The sequence below is a fragment of the Arthrobacter sp. UNCCL28 genome, from assembly GCF_900102805.1.
GTDB classification, from domain to species: Bacteria; Actinomycetota; Actinomycetes; order Actinomycetales; family Micrococcaceae; genus Arthrobacter; species Arthrobacter nicotinovorans_A.
The window spans coordinates 636,664-651,406 of record NZ_FMWE01000001.1 but is presented as its reverse complement, the minus strand read 5'-3'; the positions used below and the strand labels follow the sequence as shown (position 1 = coordinate 651,406).

The 14,743-nt window shown below is 63.3% G+C and carries 15 protein-coding genes and 1 riboswitch; of the genes, 9 read left to right on the top strand and 6 right to left on the bottom strand.

Annotated features, from left to right (window positions below; genetic code table 11):
- Window positions 1-29: 29 nt before the first annotated feature.
- Complete coding sequence (gene moeB / locus BLQ01_RS02980; RefSeq protein WP_026539989.1) at window positions 30-1,232, bottom strand: molybdopterin-synthase adenylyltransferase MoeB; 1,203 nt, start codon at window positions 1,230-1,232, stop codon at window positions 30-32.
- 6 nt (window positions 1,233-1,238) lie between these two features.
- On the opposite strand from moeB, the gene BLQ01_RS02975 reads away from it, so the two are divergent.
- Genes BLQ01_RS02975 through BLQ01_RS02965 form a run of 3 tightly spaced genes read left to right on the top strand, consistent with a single transcriptional unit; the run spans window position 1,239 to window position 2,591 of the window.
- Window positions 1,239-1,973: a TetR/AcrR family transcriptional regulator gene (locus BLQ01_RS02975; protein WP_026539988.1), complete on the top strand. Its 735-nt coding sequence runs from the start codon at window positions 1,239-1,241 to the stop codon at window positions 1,971-1,973.
- Between the two features lie 50 nt (window positions 1,974-2,023).
- The gene (locus BLQ01_RS02970) at window positions 2,024-2,248 is read left to right on the top strand and encodes a DUF3107 domain-containing protein (RefSeq protein WP_026539987.1); all 225 of its coding nucleotides are present in this window, start codon (window positions 2,024-2,026) and stop codon (window positions 2,246-2,248) included.
- Between the two features lie 40 nt (window positions 2,249-2,288).
- Window positions 2,289-2,591, top strand: a complete 303-nt coding sequence (locus tag BLQ01_RS02965) for a hypothetical protein (RefSeq protein WP_026539986.1) — start codon at window positions 2,289-2,291, stop codon at window positions 2,589-2,591.
- Between the two features lie 87 nt (window positions 2,592-2,678).
- Here the strand turns inward: BLQ01_RS02965 and BLQ01_RS02960 are convergent, their stop codons facing one another.
- The 3 genes from BLQ01_RS02960 to thiO form a co-directional block, all read right to left on the bottom strand.
- A complete protein-coding gene (locus tag BLQ01_RS02960; RefSeq protein ID WP_091550067.1) occupies window positions 2,679-3,476 on the bottom strand; it encodes a thiazole synthase in 798 nt (265 codons plus the stop codon).
- A 3-nt stretch (window positions 3,477-3,479) separates the two neighbouring features.
- The gene (gene thiS, locus BLQ01_RS02955; protein ID WP_091550066.1) at window positions 3,480-3,716 is read right to left on the bottom strand and encodes a sulfur carrier protein ThiS; all 237 of its coding nucleotides are present in this window, start codon (window positions 3,714-3,716) and stop codon (window positions 3,480-3,482) included.
- Window positions 3,717-3,753: 37 nt separating this feature from the next.
- Entirely contained in the window at window positions 3,754-5,010 is a 1,257-nt protein-coding gene (gene thiO / locus BLQ01_RS02950; protein WP_091550064.1) for a glycine oxidase ThiO, read from the bottom strand.
- Window positions 5,003-5,121: riboswitch (TPP riboswitch) on the bottom strand. Its footprint overlaps the gene before it by 8 nt.
- Before the next feature lie 27 nt (window positions 5,122-5,148).
- Here thiO and thiE point away from each other — a divergent pair.
- From thiE to BLQ01_RS02925, 5 genes are all read left to right on the top strand, one after another.
- Window positions 5,149-5,832, top strand: a complete 684-nt coding sequence (thiE, locus tag BLQ01_RS02945; protein WP_091550062.1) for a thiamine phosphate synthase — start codon at window positions 5,149-5,151, stop codon at window positions 5,830-5,832.
- A 170-nt stretch (window positions 5,833-6,002) separates the two neighbouring features.
- Entirely contained in the window at window positions 6,003-6,959 is a 957-nt protein-coding gene (locus tag BLQ01_RS02940; protein WP_091550061.1) for a TM2 domain-containing protein, read from the top strand.
- Between the two features lie 110 nt (window positions 6,960-7,069).
- Window positions 7,070-8,578, top strand: a complete 1,509-nt coding sequence (locus tag BLQ01_RS02935; protein WP_091550059.1) for an RNB domain-containing ribonuclease — start codon at window positions 7,070-7,072, stop codon at window positions 8,576-8,578.
- A gap of 278 nt (window positions 8,579-8,856) precedes the next feature.
- Window positions 8,857-10,587: a DEAD/DEAH box helicase gene (locus BLQ01_RS02930; RefSeq protein WP_091550057.1), complete on the top strand. Its 1,731-nt coding sequence runs from the start codon at window positions 8,857-8,859 to the stop codon at window positions 10,585-10,587.
- A gap of 8 nt (window positions 10,588-10,595) precedes the next feature.
- Window positions 10,596-11,474: a DNA-methyltransferase gene (locus BLQ01_RS02925; RefSeq protein WP_026539979.1), complete on the top strand. Its 879-nt coding sequence runs from the start codon at window positions 10,596-10,598 to the stop codon at window positions 11,472-11,474.
- Between the two features lie 83 nt (window positions 11,475-11,557).
- Here BLQ01_RS02925 and BLQ01_RS02920 read toward each other — a convergent pair whose 3' ends face one another.
- Together BLQ01_RS02920 and BLQ01_RS02915 are read right to left on the bottom strand one after the other, a co-directional pair.
- Window positions 11,558-12,166 (bottom strand): MarC family protein, encoded by a 609-nt coding sequence (locus BLQ01_RS02920; protein ID WP_026539978.1) that lies wholly within the window; start codon window positions 12,164-12,166, stop codon window positions 11,558-11,560.
- 13 nt (window positions 12,167-12,179) lie between these two features.
- Window positions 12,180-13,025: a PHP domain-containing protein gene (locus BLQ01_RS02915; RefSeq protein ID WP_091550056.1), complete on the bottom strand. Its 846-nt coding sequence runs from the start codon at window positions 13,023-13,025 to the stop codon at window positions 12,180-12,182.
- 80 nt (window positions 13,026-13,105) lie between these two features.
- Here BLQ01_RS02915 and BLQ01_RS02910 point away from each other — a divergent pair, with 80 nt between their 5' ends.
- Complete coding sequence (locus BLQ01_RS02910) at window positions 13,106-14,689, top strand: aminopeptidase P family protein (protein ID WP_026539976.1); 1,584 nt, start codon at window positions 13,106-13,108, stop codon at window positions 14,687-14,689.
- Window positions 14,690-14,743: the final 54 nt, after the last annotated feature.

Genomic DNA, 14,743 nt, shown 5'->3' with positions numbered 1-14,743 from the left:
TTCGCAGATCCGCCGGGAACGGGCAACGATCAGTACACTGGCTTGCCCGGCTCGACGTCCCGCACCCAGGCGAGGATTCCGCCGTCGAGATGGCTGACGCGGGTATACCCGGCCTTTTGCGCCGCCTCCAGCACAGCGGCCGAGCGTGTCCCGGCCTTGCAGTGGAAAACAATGTCCTTGTCCTGGGGCAAGTCCGCCCACGCTTCACCTGAGAGGATGCGGCCTTGCGGGATGAGGACAGAGCCATCGATGCTGACGATGCTGTGCTCGCCGGACTCGCGCACGTCCACGAGATCGAAATCCCTCTCCCCCGCCTGGCGCTCTGCCAGCATCCGCGAGAGGTCCTTGGCCGAAACAGTATGGTCCTGGTCGGTTGCCGCCGGTGGCGTCACACCGCAAAAGGCCTCGTAGTCAGTCAGTTCCGTGATGGGTTCGGCTTCCGGGTCCTTGGAGACCTTGATTTCGCGCCAGCTGCCGCCCAGCGCGTCAAAAAGGGCCACCCGGCCCAGCAATGAACGCCCGACGCCGGTGATCAGCTTCACGGCTTCGGTCACCATCAGCGACCCCACCGCTGCGCACAACATCCCGAAGACTCCGCCCTCGCCGCAGGACGGTACCGACCCGGCAGGAGGAGCTTCAGGATAGAGGTCCCTGTACGTCGGACCATGCTCGGCCCAAAAGACGCTGACCTGGCCGTCGAACCGGAAGATGGACCCCCAGACGTAAGGCTTCCCGAGGATGGACGCGGCGTCGTTGACGAGGTACCGGGTGGCAAAGTTGTCTGCGCCGTCCAGGATGAGGTCGTACTGGGCAAACAGCTCCAGGGCGTTGGATGAGTCCAGCCGGATGTTATGCAGGACCACGTTGACCAAGGGGTTGAGCCCGGCGATTGCGTCACGGGCGGATTCGATTTTGGGGATTCCCACGTCCTTGACGCCGTGAATGACCTGGCGCTGCAAATTGGTGAGATCCACCACGTCGTCGTCCACGATTCCGAGGGTGCCAACGCCTGCCGCCGCCAGATACAGCAGCGCCGGAGAACCCAATCCGCCGGCGCCTATGACCAGGACCTTCGCATTCTTGAGCCTGCGTTGGCCCAGGGCGCCGATTTCGGGAATGATGAGATGCCGGGAGTATCGCTCCACCTCGGCCGGCGTGAGTTCGGCGGCAGGTTCAACCAAGGGCGGCAGGACAGCGGGCGCAGCAGGGCGGGCAGCAACAATTGAGGCCATACCCCAATGTATGCCCGCCGATGCCGCCCGGTCATATTACCCACCGGTAGAGTGGTCATAACTGCAAAGGAAAGGCGGCAGACTGTGGCTGACGGCACAAGGGCACACGACGGGGTACCGGCCAAGCAGGAACGGGCTGTTTCAACCCGTTCACCAAGATTGCCGCGCGACGAGCGCCGCGCACAGTTGTTGAATGCCGCACTTGAAGTCTTTGTCTCCAACGGTTTCCACGGTGCGGCCATGGACGAAATCGCTGAAGCCGCCCACGTCAGCAAGCCGGTGCTTTACCAGCACTTTCCGTCCAAGCGCGAGCTCTATATGGCCCTTTTGGACAGCCACCTGGCCACGCTGACAGAGCTGATGCTCAGCGCCTTGAACTCCACTTCGGACAACAAAGAGCGCGTGAAGGCCGTCATGCGCGCCTATTACCGGTTCATCGCCGATGACGACCAGGCCCACCGGCTGGTCTTCGAGTCGGACCTCATCAACGATCCCGACGTCAGTTCCCGCTTGGAGACTTTCAACAAGACGTTCGCTGATGCAGTGGCCCACGTCATTGCCGAGGACACCAAGCTGCCTCCTTTGGAGGCCCAGCTCCTGGGCCGCGGCCTGGCCGGAATGGCGCAGGTCAGCGCCCGCTACTGGCTTGAAACAGACGGAAACCTTGACCTCGATGTGGCCAGTGATCTGATCTATCGTTTAGCTTGGCGCGGAATCAGTCGATTCCCCAAAGAGTCCTAGGCTACAAATAGAGGACAGACTTACAACTTGATTGGCTTGGAGGCCTTGCTGTGGAAGTAAAGATCGGCATTCAGAACGTTGGCCGTGAAATCGTGCTCGAATCCGCTTTGGATGCAGACGCCGTGGCCAAGATCGTGGCAGAGGCCGTGTCCAAGGGCTCGGAACTGCGCCTGACCGACGAAAAGGGCCGCCAGATCATTGTTCCCGGCAGCGTCCTTGGCTATGTGGAGATCGGCGCCGAGGAAGTCCGCCGCGTCGGTTTCGGCGCCCTCTAGGGCACCGGCCCAAACCAACGCAGTCCGCTAAGGAGTCTTCATGCTTTCACTCGTCGTTGTGGTCCTGGCCACCGTTGCCACCGGATTCATCGTGTGGGCCAACGACAAAAGGCACGGCAAATACGGTGTCGCTTTGCCTGCCGGAGTTTCGGCGACTGTGGGCACCTTGAGCTGGATTGCGTTCATCAGCGCCGGACTGGGCTATCAGCCCGGGGCCACCTGGATTCCGTGGGTGCTGCCCATCGTTCTGGGAACAGCCGCAGCTGCAGGCGTTGTGGTCTACCTGGGCCGGGTCCGCACGCAGCACGATACCGCTGCCCTGACCAAGGCGCTCAGGCTCTAGCAGCCGCAAGAACAAACAACAGTGACCGACGCCCTGGGGCGCCGGTCACTGTTGTTTAATCCTTCACTGTTGTTTAAGCAGTCACCGTTAGAGGAACTCCGCCCGGCCCTCCATGGCCGAGGACGCCAAAGCGTGCTCACGCCGGGGAATCCTGCCCGCCAGCCTGGCCAGCCGGCCCGCGATCACAGCATGTTTGAAGGCCTCGCCCATCTGCACCGGGTTCTGCGCCCGGGTGACCGCGGTGGCCAGCAGCACGGCGTCGCACCCCAGTTCCATGGCAAGGGCAGCATCGGAGGCAGTCCCAATTCCTGCGTCGAGCACCACTGGGACCGTGGCCCGGGAGACGATGAGTTCAATGTTGTGCGGGTTCAGGATGCCCAGTCCGGTTCCGATGGGCGAGCCCAGGGGCATCACAGCGGCAGCTCCCAGATTTTCGAGGCGCAGGGCCAGGACGGGGTCGTCGTTGGTGTAGGCGAAGACTTTGAATCCCCGGTTGACCAGTTGTTCCGTTGCCTCGACCAGTTCCACGGCATCGGGGAGAAGCGTGTGTTCGTCAGCGATGACCTCCAGCTTCACCCAGTCAGTCTCCAGCGCCTCACGCGCCAATTCAGCAGTCATCACCGCGTCTTTGGCCGTGAAGCAGCCGGCGGTGTTGGGCAGGACACGGATCCCGTGGTCCACCAGGAGCTGGAAGAGCGATCCCGTTTCCGCCGGGGAGTAGCGGCGCATGGCCACGGTGGTGAGCTCGGTTCCGGATGCGAGCAGCGCGGCACCAAGGCCGTCCAGGCTGGGGGCACCCCCTGTGCCCATGATCAGGCGGGAGCCGAACCCGACGCCGTCGATCACCAGGGCGTCGGTACGGACCTCAGTATTTGTCGTAGTCATGGTTCAGCCTCCTTGGACTGCTGTTAGAAGTTCGAGTTCGTCTCCGTCGGCGAGCGCCGTCGCGGCCCATTGACTGCGCGGTACCACCTCGGAATTGCGGGCGACGGCGATACCCAGCTTGCCGCCGTCGGCCGCCTGTCCGCTGTGGTCCAGGGCGCGGCCGGTGACAGCGGTGACCAAGGTGCTGACGGACGCGTCCTCCGGCACGGCGTGATCGGAACCGTTGAGTTTGATGTTCATGCTGCTTCCTTGTTCTCGGGATTAAGGCAACGCAGTGTCACTTATGGCCCACTGCGGAGGCTTCAAAGGGCCACAAGTGACCCCGGGTTGCACTGAAACGGGCGGGGCGGAAGGGGTCCCACCTGGGGTCTGATGAACCGTTGAACAACCCGCCCACGATTTTTGCGGCTACCGGTGTCAGGAGGACACCGTGCCGGAAGAAGCCCGTAGCGACCACCAGACCTTCAACGTCCCCGGTGGGGCCGGCCGCGCGTCCCAGCAACGGGGCGTTGTCCGGCGTTCCGGGGCGGGCCCGGGCTGTTGCTTCGAGCAGTTCGAGTTCGGCCACTGCGGGAACCAGCACCTGGGCGTCCCGCAGCAACTGGTAGACGCCACCTGCGGAGACGGCATTGGAGGATGCTGAGAGCCCGTCCTCCCGCTGGGTAGCACCGATGACCACGGTGCCGTCGTCGCGGGGCACGATGTAAACGGGTACTCCGCGGACCATCCCCCGGACAGTGGAACTGAGCAGGGGGCGCAGGTGTCCGGGCACCCGGAGCCTGAGGATGTCGCCGTATACCGGCCGCACAGGGAGGGTCAGCCCGTCCGGAAGGCCCTCAAGCTCAGATGACCCCAGTCCGTTGGCCACTACGGTTTCTTTGGCCAGGACTGTGGCCCCGGACTCAAGTTCGGCTCCCGTGACACGACCGGATTGCCAGAGCAATCGTGTCGCCTTGGCCGCAACGGCAAACCCGTTCCCGGCGCCCTGGACCCAGGTGGAGTCGCCGGCTGCGTGGTCTGCCAACCCTGCGATGAGGCATGAGGCCAGCTTTCGGGGATCCACCTGGTGATCTGCGGGAATGTCGAAGGCACAGGAAATTTGCGGGCTCAGGAGTGGCTCGCGTTCGCGGGCCTCGCGCAAGGTCAGGGGCTCAACCCCAAGACCGGCAGCAAGCTGGACCGTACGCAGATCTGCCAGCGCCTTCCGGTCCGCGGCATCGGCACCTACGGCCAGCGTCGGCGTCGTGCGGTATCCGGTGTCCCGTCCTCCGTGACCCAGGCTTGCGGCAAAGGAGGGCCACAGGCGGGACGATTCGAGCATCAGGTCCAGAAGGTCTTCCTCCTGGTAGTGCAACTCGCTTACCGGTGCCAACATTCCAGCGGCAGCATACGTGGCTCCCGTAGCGGGCGCGGGATCGATGACCACCACTGAGCGGCCCAGCCGGCGTGCTTGGTGGGCAATGCCGAGTCCGATCACGCCTGCGCCGATGACGGCCACGTCTGCCTGGAGTTGGGGATGGCCGGAATCTGCCATTCGTTTCCTTCCCTACGCCGGTACTAGCCGGATCAGGTCAAGCGGTCGGCGCTGAAGCCCTCTCAGCCGGACGGTCATATAACGAACGTCGCGGCTCCCGCAGTACGTGCCCAGTTTAGAGGAACTACGCTGGTTTCCATGACCCCGACTGACGCCCTCGCCACCGCCCGCCTGTACCTGTGCACTGATGCCCGGAGACGGCAAGGCGATTTTGAAGACTTTGTGGACGCCGCTTTTGCCGGTGGGGTGGACATCATCCAGCTGCGCGACAAAACCCTGGAAGCTGCCGAAGAGTTGGAGCTCCTTGCCGTCCTGCGCGGAGTTGCCGAACGCCACGGACGGCTCTGGGCCGTCAACGACCGTGCCGATGTTGCCAGTGTTTCCGGGGCTCCCGTGTTCCATATCGGGCAAAAGGACCTGCCGTTGGGAGTGGCCAGGACATTGCTGCCGCAGCCGGTCACGATCGGCCTGTCCACCCACTCTCCCGAGCAAGTGAACGCGGCAATCGCAGCCTCGCCGGGCGAGGGTGGCCTGGACTATTTCTGTGTTGGTCCCCTCTGGGCAACACCTACCAAACCGGGCCGCGCAGCTGTGGGATTGGACTTGGTCACATATGCCGCAGAAGCAGGCAAACGGGCCGGGGAGACCACAGGCGGCGCCGTGAACCTGCCCTGGTTTGCCATCGGAGGGATTGATCACAGCAACGTCGAACAGGTAGTGGCTGCCGGAGCCACCAGGATTGTTGTGGTCCGCGCCATCACCGAAGCGGCGGATCCGACGACGGCCGCGAAGTCGCTGCTGGAGGCCTTGGACGCCGCCTGAGCCGGCCATTGCGCGGCGGGTAGTCCCGGAAGGCTGTCCACAAGCCCCTTGGCGAAGATTTGCTGCCGCCCGCGGTGGTCCTACTAGGCTGAGTCGAAGTGAGTTGACTGTCCGGCCTGCCCGCAGGCCACGTGTCCTCCCCTCGCACCCACTCCCCCGAAGGATGATCCATGAGCAATCCGAGCTACCCTCCCGCGCCCGGGAACGGGAATGCTGCCCCGCCAGTTCCGCCCGCACCCGGTGCTTACGGCAACCAATACCAGGGCCAATACCAGGGCGGGCCGCAATCCACTTATCAGCCTGATCCGGCCTCCAGCCCTTACGGTGTTCCCGGCACGGGTGCTCCGGCAAAGTCCTTCATGGTCACCTGGATCCTGTCCTTGCTTCTGGGTGGCCTCGGTGTTGACCGTTTCTACCTGGGCAAGATCGGCACCGGCATTGCCAAGCTGCTCACGGCGGGTGGGCTCGGCATCTGGTCCATCGTGGACCTCATCATCACACTGACCGGCAACGCACGGGATAAGGAAGGCCGCCCGCTGCAGGGCTATCCGGAAAATAAGAAGAAGGCGTGGATCATCACGCTCGTCGTCTGGTTCGCCGGCCTGATTCTTGGAATCCTGTCCACAGTGTTGTCCCTGACCTTGGTGGCTGCCGCCGTCCAAGGACAGTCCACGCCCCTCCCCGCCGTCGCATCGGCCTCCCAAGAGGCACCGGTCCCGTCCCAGGGCGCTGCCACTGCCGGAAATTCCTTTGACATCACCGTCTCCAAGGGCAACGACGTCAAAGTTACAGTCCTTGACTCCGGATACACCACCGAGATTCCCGAAATGGCTTTTATGAAGCCTCTTAATGGAGGGTTCCTCCTGGTGGAGGTTTCCTGGGAGACAACCGCCGGATCAAGCTTCGCCACGTTCACCAATTTCGAAGCCTTCGACGCTGATGGCAAGAAGGGCGACCGGATCCTGCTTGGCAGCGAATTGGGTGGCCTGAAGTCCGGTGAGGTCGCCGCCGGAGACATCCAGCAGGGCGTCATTGCCTTCGACATCAAGAACGGCCCCACCACCGTGGTCATCAATAATGACGTTGGCGACAAAGCAGCCAGCTTCACCCTGACCCCGGCAGGCTAACCCCCTACCAGGCCAACAGCCGTGCCAAAAGCCCGTTGCCTCCTCGGAGCAACGGGCTTTTGCGTGCGGCGGCGAAGACTATCCGCTGGTTTCGGGCTACCCTGATTTTCGTGTCACATCATCGGATAGCGCCCAACGTAGACGACTCCTCGGACCAGCTTGCTAAAGCACTTGCGGCCCTAAGGACGGAGTTGGAACTCCCTTCTGTCTACCCGGCGGAGGCAGTGGCCGAGGCACAGCAGGCCGTGGAAACCCATGGGTTGCCGGAGCAGGATTTGCGGGACATTCCGTTTGTCACCATCGATCCCGCGACCTCCACTGACCTGGACCAGGCCCTGTTCATCGATCGCGCCGGAGAAGGCTACAAGGTCCTCTACGCCATTGCCGATGTCCCATCCTTCGTGGTTCCAGGCGGTGCACTTGATGCCGAGACCCGGCACCGCGGACAGACGTTCTATGCGCCCGACGGCCGCATTCCCCTGCACCCGGAGGTCATCAGCGAAAATGCCGGCAGCCTGCTGGCCGGCCAGGATTGCGGTGCCTTCGTGTGGGACTTCGACCTCAACGCAACGGCCGAAGTCGTTTCCGTGGGCCTGTCCCGGGCTGCGGTCCGCAGCCGGGCCAAACTGAGCTACAAGGGCGCCCAACAGCAAATCGATGACAACACGGCCCCGCCTGTGTTGCAGCTCCTTAAAGAAGTGGGACTGAAACGGGTTGAACTGGAAAGGCAGCGTGGAGGCGCGAGCCTGAACATGCCGGAACAGGAAATAGTGCAGGCAACCGACGGCGGCGGGTACAGGATCGTCGCAGCTCCCTCCTTGCCGGTGGAGGACTGGAACGCCCAGATCTCCTTGATGACCGGCATGGCCGCCGCCCAACTGATGCTCGAAGGAAAAGTGGGCATCCTTCGCACCATGCCCGCCCCGGACGAACGTTCGCTGCAGCACTTCAAGCGGCAAACCACCGCCTTGGGCAAGCCGTGGGACGGCCACGTCACCTACGGCGAGTACTTGCGGACCCTTGATGCGTCCGACCCCCGGCAACTGGCCATCCTGCACTCTGCGGGAATGCTGTTCAGGGGTGCCGGTTACACGCCTTTCGACGGCGAAGTCCCTGACACCGTCATCCAGGCGGCCATTGGAGCTCCCTACGCCCACACAACAGCACCATTGCGGCGCCTTATCGACAGATTCGTCCTGGTGATCTGCGAGGCACTGAGCAACAACAGGGACATTCCTGGCTGGGCCCGTGAAGCCTTGCCCTCATTGCCCGAGATCATGGCATCCTCGGACCAACTGGCGGGGCGGCTTGAGCGTGCAGCACTGGACACCGTGGAAGCGGCACTGGTAGCAAACCACGTTGGCCAGGAATTCGATGCCGTGGTCATTTCAGGTTCCAAGCCCGCCAACGGGAACAACGCCAACGGCAACGGGAATAACACCAACGGCAGTAACGGCAACAGAACCAACGGCGTTGGCCCCTACGGGACTGTCCAGATCGCAGAACCCGCCGTCACGGCCCGCTGCGACGGCGAACTGGAATCCGGAACCAAGGTTCGCGTGCGCTTGGTCAAGGCCGATATTGCCAGCCGGGAAATCCGGTTCGAACTGATGCAGTAACGCGTTGGGACGGGCGATCCGGGCTTTATGGCTCCCAGAGGATAGACTGGAACTGTAGTAATGGATGCCCGGTCGTTGATTCAGTAGATTTTTTGAATTCAACAAGCCCGCCCCTACGCGATCTTGAGATGTACCAACTGGTCACCAGTGCCAGTACTTAGATAGCCCGCGATCGGCTTCCACTGGATTTGCTTGCGCGCCCGTTCGTGCTCCGGTACGGCTCCGCCGCCCCCGTTGAGCATGCAGCGCCAATGCCCAAATGAATAAGGAAACTCCCTGTGAGTGAATTGCACACCCATGAAGTCCTGACGGACTCCACCGGAACTGAAACCATCGAGCCCGAGGAAACGATCACCTCGGATGAGACGCCCCACGAGATCGAAGAGAAGTCGTTCGCGGACTACAACGTCCGTGCGGACATTGTAGAGTCGCTGGCTGACGCCGGGATTACCCACCCCTTCCCCATCCAGGCCATGACCCTGCCGGTGGCCCTGAGCGGCCACGACATCATTGGCCAGGCCAAGACGGGTACCGGCAAGACGTTGGGCTTCGGCATTCCCGCCCTTCAGCGCGTAGTCGGCCGCGACGATGCCGGCTTTGAAAAGCTTGCCGTTCCGGGTGCACCCCAGGCCTTGGTCATCGTGCCCACGCGTGAACTCGCGGTGCAGGTAGCCAACGATCTCCAGACCGCCTCACGCAAGCGCAACGCCCGCATCGCCACGATCTATGGCGGCCGTGCCTACGAGCCCCAGGTCGATGCCCTGCAGAAGGGCGTCGAAATCGTCGTCGGCACCCCTGGCCGGTTGATCGATCTCTACAAGCAGAAGCACCTGAGCTTGAAGAACGTCAAGATGGTCATTCTTGACGAGGCCGACGAAATGCTGGACCTCGGCTTCCTCCCGGACGTAGAGACGCTGATTGCCGGTACTCCCGCCGTCCGGCAGACGCTGCTCTTCTCAGCGACGATGCCCGGCCCGGTCATCGCGATGGCTCGCCGCTACATGACGCAGCCCACCCACATCCGCGCCGCTGATCCCAACGACGAGGGCCTCACCAAACGGGACATCCGCCAGCTCATCTACCGTGCACACAGCATGGACAAGACTGAGGTCGTAGCCCGTATCCTCCAGGCCCGCGGACGCGGCCGGACCATCATCTTCACCAAGACCAAGCGCACCGCTGCCAAAGTTGCCGAGGAACTGGTTGACCGCGGTTTTGCTGCCGCAGCCATCCACGGCGACCTCGGCCAAGGTGCCCGCGAGCAAGCCCTCCGCGCTTTCCGCAACAACAAGGTGGACGTCCTGGTGGCCACAGACGTCGCAGCCCGCGGCATCGATGTCGATGACGTCACGCACGTCATCAACTACCAGTGCGTGGAAGACGAAAAGATCTACCTGCACCGTGTGGGACGTACCGGCCGCGCAGGCAACAAGGGCACCGCAGTGACGTTTGTCGACTGGGATGACATGCCTCGCTGGGGCCTGATCAACAAGGCCCTGGGGCTCAGCGTTCCCGAGCCGGTGGAAACCTACTCCTCCTCGCCGCACCTCTACTCCGACCTGGACATCCAGGAGGGCACCAAGGGCCGTTTGCCGCGCAATAAGCGTGTCCTCGCCGGCGTCGACGCGGAGGTCCTTGAAGACCTCGGCGAGACCGGCAAGAAGAACGCCGGCTCCGGTCGTTCGGGCCGCGACGGCGGACGTGACGGCAAGCGCGACGGCGGTCGCGACAGCGGCCGTGGACGGCAAGCCAGGAACAACGACCGTGTCTCCGGCGAGTCCAGTGACTCAAGCGAATCCAAGGGTGAGGGCGGACGCAACCGTACGCGCCGCCGTCGTACCTCCGACGCTGAAGCAGCCCCCGCAGCCGGCGCCTCGGAAAGCCGCACAGCTGCGACCGACGGGGCAGAAAAGCCTGCCCGGACGCGTCGTACGCGCACGCGCCGCCGCAACGGCGAAGTGGTTTCCGGTGAAACCGCAGCTGCCCAGTCCGGCAGCGCCGAGGCCTAAAAACCTCAATGACTGAAACTGTTTGGGCGCCGGACGGCGGCAATTTGGTGGTGCACGCGGACAACGCGGAGTTCCTCCCTACGCTGCCGGACGGCGCCTTCACACTCATCTACGTGGACCCGCCCTTCAACACGGGCCGGGTTCAGCGCCGCCAGGAAACCCGCATGGTGCGCAACGCTGATGGCGACGGCGATCGCGTGGGCTTCAAGGGCCGCTCCTACGACACCATCAAGGGTGCCCTGCACAGCTACGATGACGCCTTCAGCGACTACTGGTCCTTCCTGGAACCCAAACTGGTCGAGGCCTGGCGGCTGCTGTCCGACGACGGCACCCTGTACCTGCACCTGGACTACCGCGAGGTTCACTACGCCAAGGTGATGCTTGACGCCATCTTCGGCAGGGAATGCTTCCTGAACGAGATCATCTGGGCGTACGACTACGGCGCCCGGGCCAAGAACCGTTGGCCTACCAAGCACGACAACATCCTGGTGTACGTGAAGAACCCCGCCAAGTACCACTTCGACAACGCCGAAGTGGACCGCGAACCGTACATGGCCCCCGGCCTGGTGACCCCCGCCAAGCGCGAGCTCGGCAAGCTGCCCACCGACGTTTGGTGGCACACCATCGTTTCCCCCACGGGCCGCGAGAAGACCGGCTACCCTACCCAAAAACCCGAAGGCCTGGTCCGCAGGATCGTTTCGGCCTCCAGCCGCGAAGGTGACTGGTGCCTCGATTTCTTCGCCGGATCAGGGACCTTGGGAGCGGTGGCAGCGAAGCTTGGCCGCAGCTTTGTCTGTGTGGACCAGAATGAACAGGCCATTGAGGTCATGCGGAAACGGCTGGGCAGCAAGGCCGTGTTCCATGAGGTGCAGCCAAGCAGCCTCTAGCCGATTTATGGCGAGGCCGTTTTAGGCAAGGCCAATTTTTGGCACGGCCGATTTAGGCAAGGCTCAGCCTGGGTTTCAGGCCGTCAGGCTGCGCCTTTCACGAAAGCTGTCACGGAATCCGCGATCATCTGGACGGCAATGGCCGAAAGGAGCAAACCGGCAATCCGGGTGACAAGCTCCACGCCGTTCTCGCCCAGCACGCGCTGCACCACGCCCGCGAACCGCATGGCCAGGTACAGCGAGGCCAACACCACGGCAATTCCAAGCCCCACAGCCAGATACTCAGACAACTGGCCGGACTGCTGCACGAACACCATCACGGCAACGATCGCGCCGGGACCGGCCATGAGTGGGGTGCCCAGCGGCACGAAGGCCACATTCTTGTATTTGGCCGCATTTTCCTCGCCGCTGGTGGAGCCGGTCAGCAACTGCAAGGCAATGAGGACCAACAACAGTCCGCCGGCACCCTGCAAGGCAGCCAGCGAAATATGCATGTAGTTGAGGATCGACTGGCCAAAAATCGCGAAAACCACAATCACGCCTGTGGCCACCAGCAGTGCCTGGAAGGCCGAGCGGTTGCGGTCCCTGGCCGACATTTGGGCCGTCAAGGACATAAAGATCGGGACCGTCCCGGGCGGGTCCATGATCACGAACAGCGTGACGATCACCGAGGCGAGCAGCTGCAAATCCACTCAGGGACCCCTTTCAACGAATAACGGTGCTGCCTGTTGCCAGTTCCTCAATCCGGGCCAGTACCGTGGGCGAGGTAGTGTTCTCGCCCAGCAGGTTCGGCTTGCCCGCGCCGTGGTAATCCGATGACCCCGTGATAAGCAGGCCGTGCCGGGCAGCCAATGTCCGCAGGAAGGCCCGCCCGTCCTCCGGGTTGTCCCGGTGTTCAACCTCAAGGCCCAGCAGTCCGGCATCGATCATGTCCTGGTAGGTCCGCTCCCCCACGATCCTTCCCCTGGACGACGCCACAGGATGGGCGAAGACTGGAACACCGCCGGCGGCGCGGACAAGCTCGACGGCGACAGCGGGGTCCGGCGCATAGTGCTGCACGAAGTACCGCGAGTGTGAGGTCAGGATGGAGGTAAAGGCCTCGGTACGGTCCGCGACCACCCCGGCGGCGACCAGGGCGTCGGCAATGTGGGGGCGTCCCACTGTTGCACCGGGGGCCACGTGGTGGATGACGTCGTCCCATGTCAAGGGATAATCCTCGGACAACAAGGTGACCATGTGCTCGGCACGGGTCAGCCGGGCATCCTTGGACTTGGTGATTTCCTCCAGGAGTCCCGCGTGTGAGGGATCATGCAGGTAGCTCAGCAGGTGGACGCTGATGCCTTGTTCGGTCCGGCAGGAAATCTCCATGCCCGGAACAAAGGCAATGCCATGTTCGCGGGCGGCCGCAGCGGCCGGATCCCAGCCATCGGTGGAATCGTGGTCCGTCAGCGCCACCGCGTCCAGGCCCGCCGCAACAGCAGAAATGATCACCCCCGCCGGGGTCTCGGTTCCGTCGGAAACATTGGAGTGCGCATGCAGGTCTATCCTCACTTTCCCAGCCTAGGGGATGTGGGCCTTCTTGGCCGGTTGCGCCGTTGGCCTCCTCACCGAACTGGTGGGACGATGTAACGGTGAACGATGCTGAAAACACCCAAAACATGGATTCCTCAAATTCCCAGCCGCTGCAAGAGCGCGTCAACAACCGCTCACAGAGGCCCACATCGGATGCCTTCAAGGCATTCATGGCAAGCAATTGGGCACCGGCCCCGCAGGTGACCCCTGCGCGTGACGCCGTCGCAGACCATGCCGCCCGCCGCCGTCGTACCATCTCCGAACTGTTCAAGGGCGAACGGCTTGTTGTCCCGGCGGGTCCTTTGAAGGTCCGCTCCAACGACTGCGACTACCGTTTCCGCCCGCACTCAGGATTCGCCCACCTCACCGGTTTGGGCCTTGACCACGAGCCGGACGCCGTCCTGATCCTGGAGCCGGTGGCTGAAGGAAAGGGCGACGACGGCGGTCACCACACTGCCACGCTCTACTTCCGCCCGCTGGCAGGCCGCGATACCGAACAGTTCTATGCGGACTCCCGCGCAGGCGAGTTCTGGATCGGCGCCCGCCCCACCCTGGCTGAGTTCGAAGCCCGCCTGGGCCTGCCCACCGCGCACATCGCCGAGCTGGAAATGGCCATCACCAAGAACGTTGGCGCCCCGGAGATTGGCGGCATCTCGATCCGCTTGGTCCGCAAGGTGGACGAGAACATTGACGCACTGGTGGACACCGCTCGGTACAACACCGCCAAGGATCCCGAAAACCTGGACCTCGGCGAGCTCGACGCCCTTGATGAAAAGCTCAGTGAAGCACTCTCCGAGCTGCGCCTGATCAAGGACGAATGGGAAATCGAACAGATGAAGGTCGCCGTGGCGGCAACCGTGGAGGGCTTCGCCGATGTTGTCCGTGCCCTGCCCCGTGCACTGACCCACAAGCGTGGCGAGCGCGTTGTTGAAGGCGCCTTCTTTGCCCGTGCCCGCGAGGAAGGCAATGAGCTCGGCTACGACACCATTGCAGCCTCAGGGAACAACGCCACGGTCCTCCACTGGAACCGCAACTCGGGTACCGTCAACGCCGGGGAGCTCCTGCTCCTGGATGCCGGCGTCGAGGCAGATTCCCTGTACACCGCAGATGTCACCCGCACGTTGCCTGCAACCGGCACGTTCACTGATATCCAGCGCAAGATCTACGAGGCCGTGCTGGACGCTGCCGACGCCGGATTCGCAGCTGCACAGCCGGGCGTGAAGTTCCGCGACATCCACACGGCCGCCACCACGGTCCTGGCCGAGCGCCTCGCCGAGTGGGGCTTGTTGCCCGTCTCCGTGGAAGAAGCCATCAGCCCCGAGGGCCAGCAGCACCGCCGGTGGATGCCGCACGGTACCAGCCACCACCTCGGCCTTGACGTGCACGACTGCGCCCAGGCCAAGCGCGAGCTCTACCTCGACGGCATCCTCACTGAAGGCATGGTCTTCACGATCGAGCCTGGCCTCTACTTCAAGAACGAGGACCTTGCCATCCCCGAGGAGTACCGTGGAATCGGCGTCCGCATTGAAGACGACATCCTCATGACTGCCGATGGCCCCGTGAACCTCAGCGCCGCTTTGCCCCGCAAGGCAGAGGACGTCGAGGCGTGGATGGCAGGCATCTACCAGGACGCGCAGGGCTAAAGACCCTGCTCCAGAGCGCATAAAGGAAGGCCACCGGTTATCCGGTGGCCTTCC

Coding starts and splice junctions, on each gene's coding strand:
- moeB (WP_026539989.1), bottom strand. CDS start 1,232: ATGGCCTCAATTGTTGCTGCCCGCCCTGCTGCGCCCGCTGTCCTGCCG.
- BLQ01_RS02975 (WP_026539988.1), top strand. CDS start 1,239: ATGTATGCCCGCCGATGCCGCCCGGTCATATTACCCACCGGTAGAGTG.
- BLQ01_RS02965 (WP_026539986.1), top strand. CDS start 2,289: ATGCTTTCACTCGTCGTTGTGGTCCTGGCCACCGTTGCCACCGGATTC.
- BLQ01_RS02960 (WP_091550067.1), bottom strand. CDS start 3,476: ATGACTACGACAAATACTGAGGTCCGTACCGACGCCCTGGTGATCGAC.
- thiS (WP_091550066.1), bottom strand. CDS start 3,716: ATGAACATCAAACTCAACGGTTCCGATCACGCCGTGCCGGAGGACGCG.
- thiO (WP_091550064.1), bottom strand. CDS start 5,010: ATGGCAGATTCCGGCCATCCCCAACTCCAGGCAGACGTGGCCGTCATC.
- thiE (WP_091550062.1), top strand. CDS start 5,149: ATGACCCCGACTGACGCCCTCGCCACCGCCCGCCTGTACCTGTGCACT.
- BLQ01_RS02940 (WP_091550061.1), top strand. CDS start 6,003: ATGAGCAATCCGAGCTACCCTCCCGCGCCCGGGAACGGGAATGCTGCC.
- BLQ01_RS02925 (WP_026539979.1), top strand. CDS start 10,596: ATGACTGAAACTGTTTGGGCGCCGGACGGCGGCAATTTGGTGGTGCAC.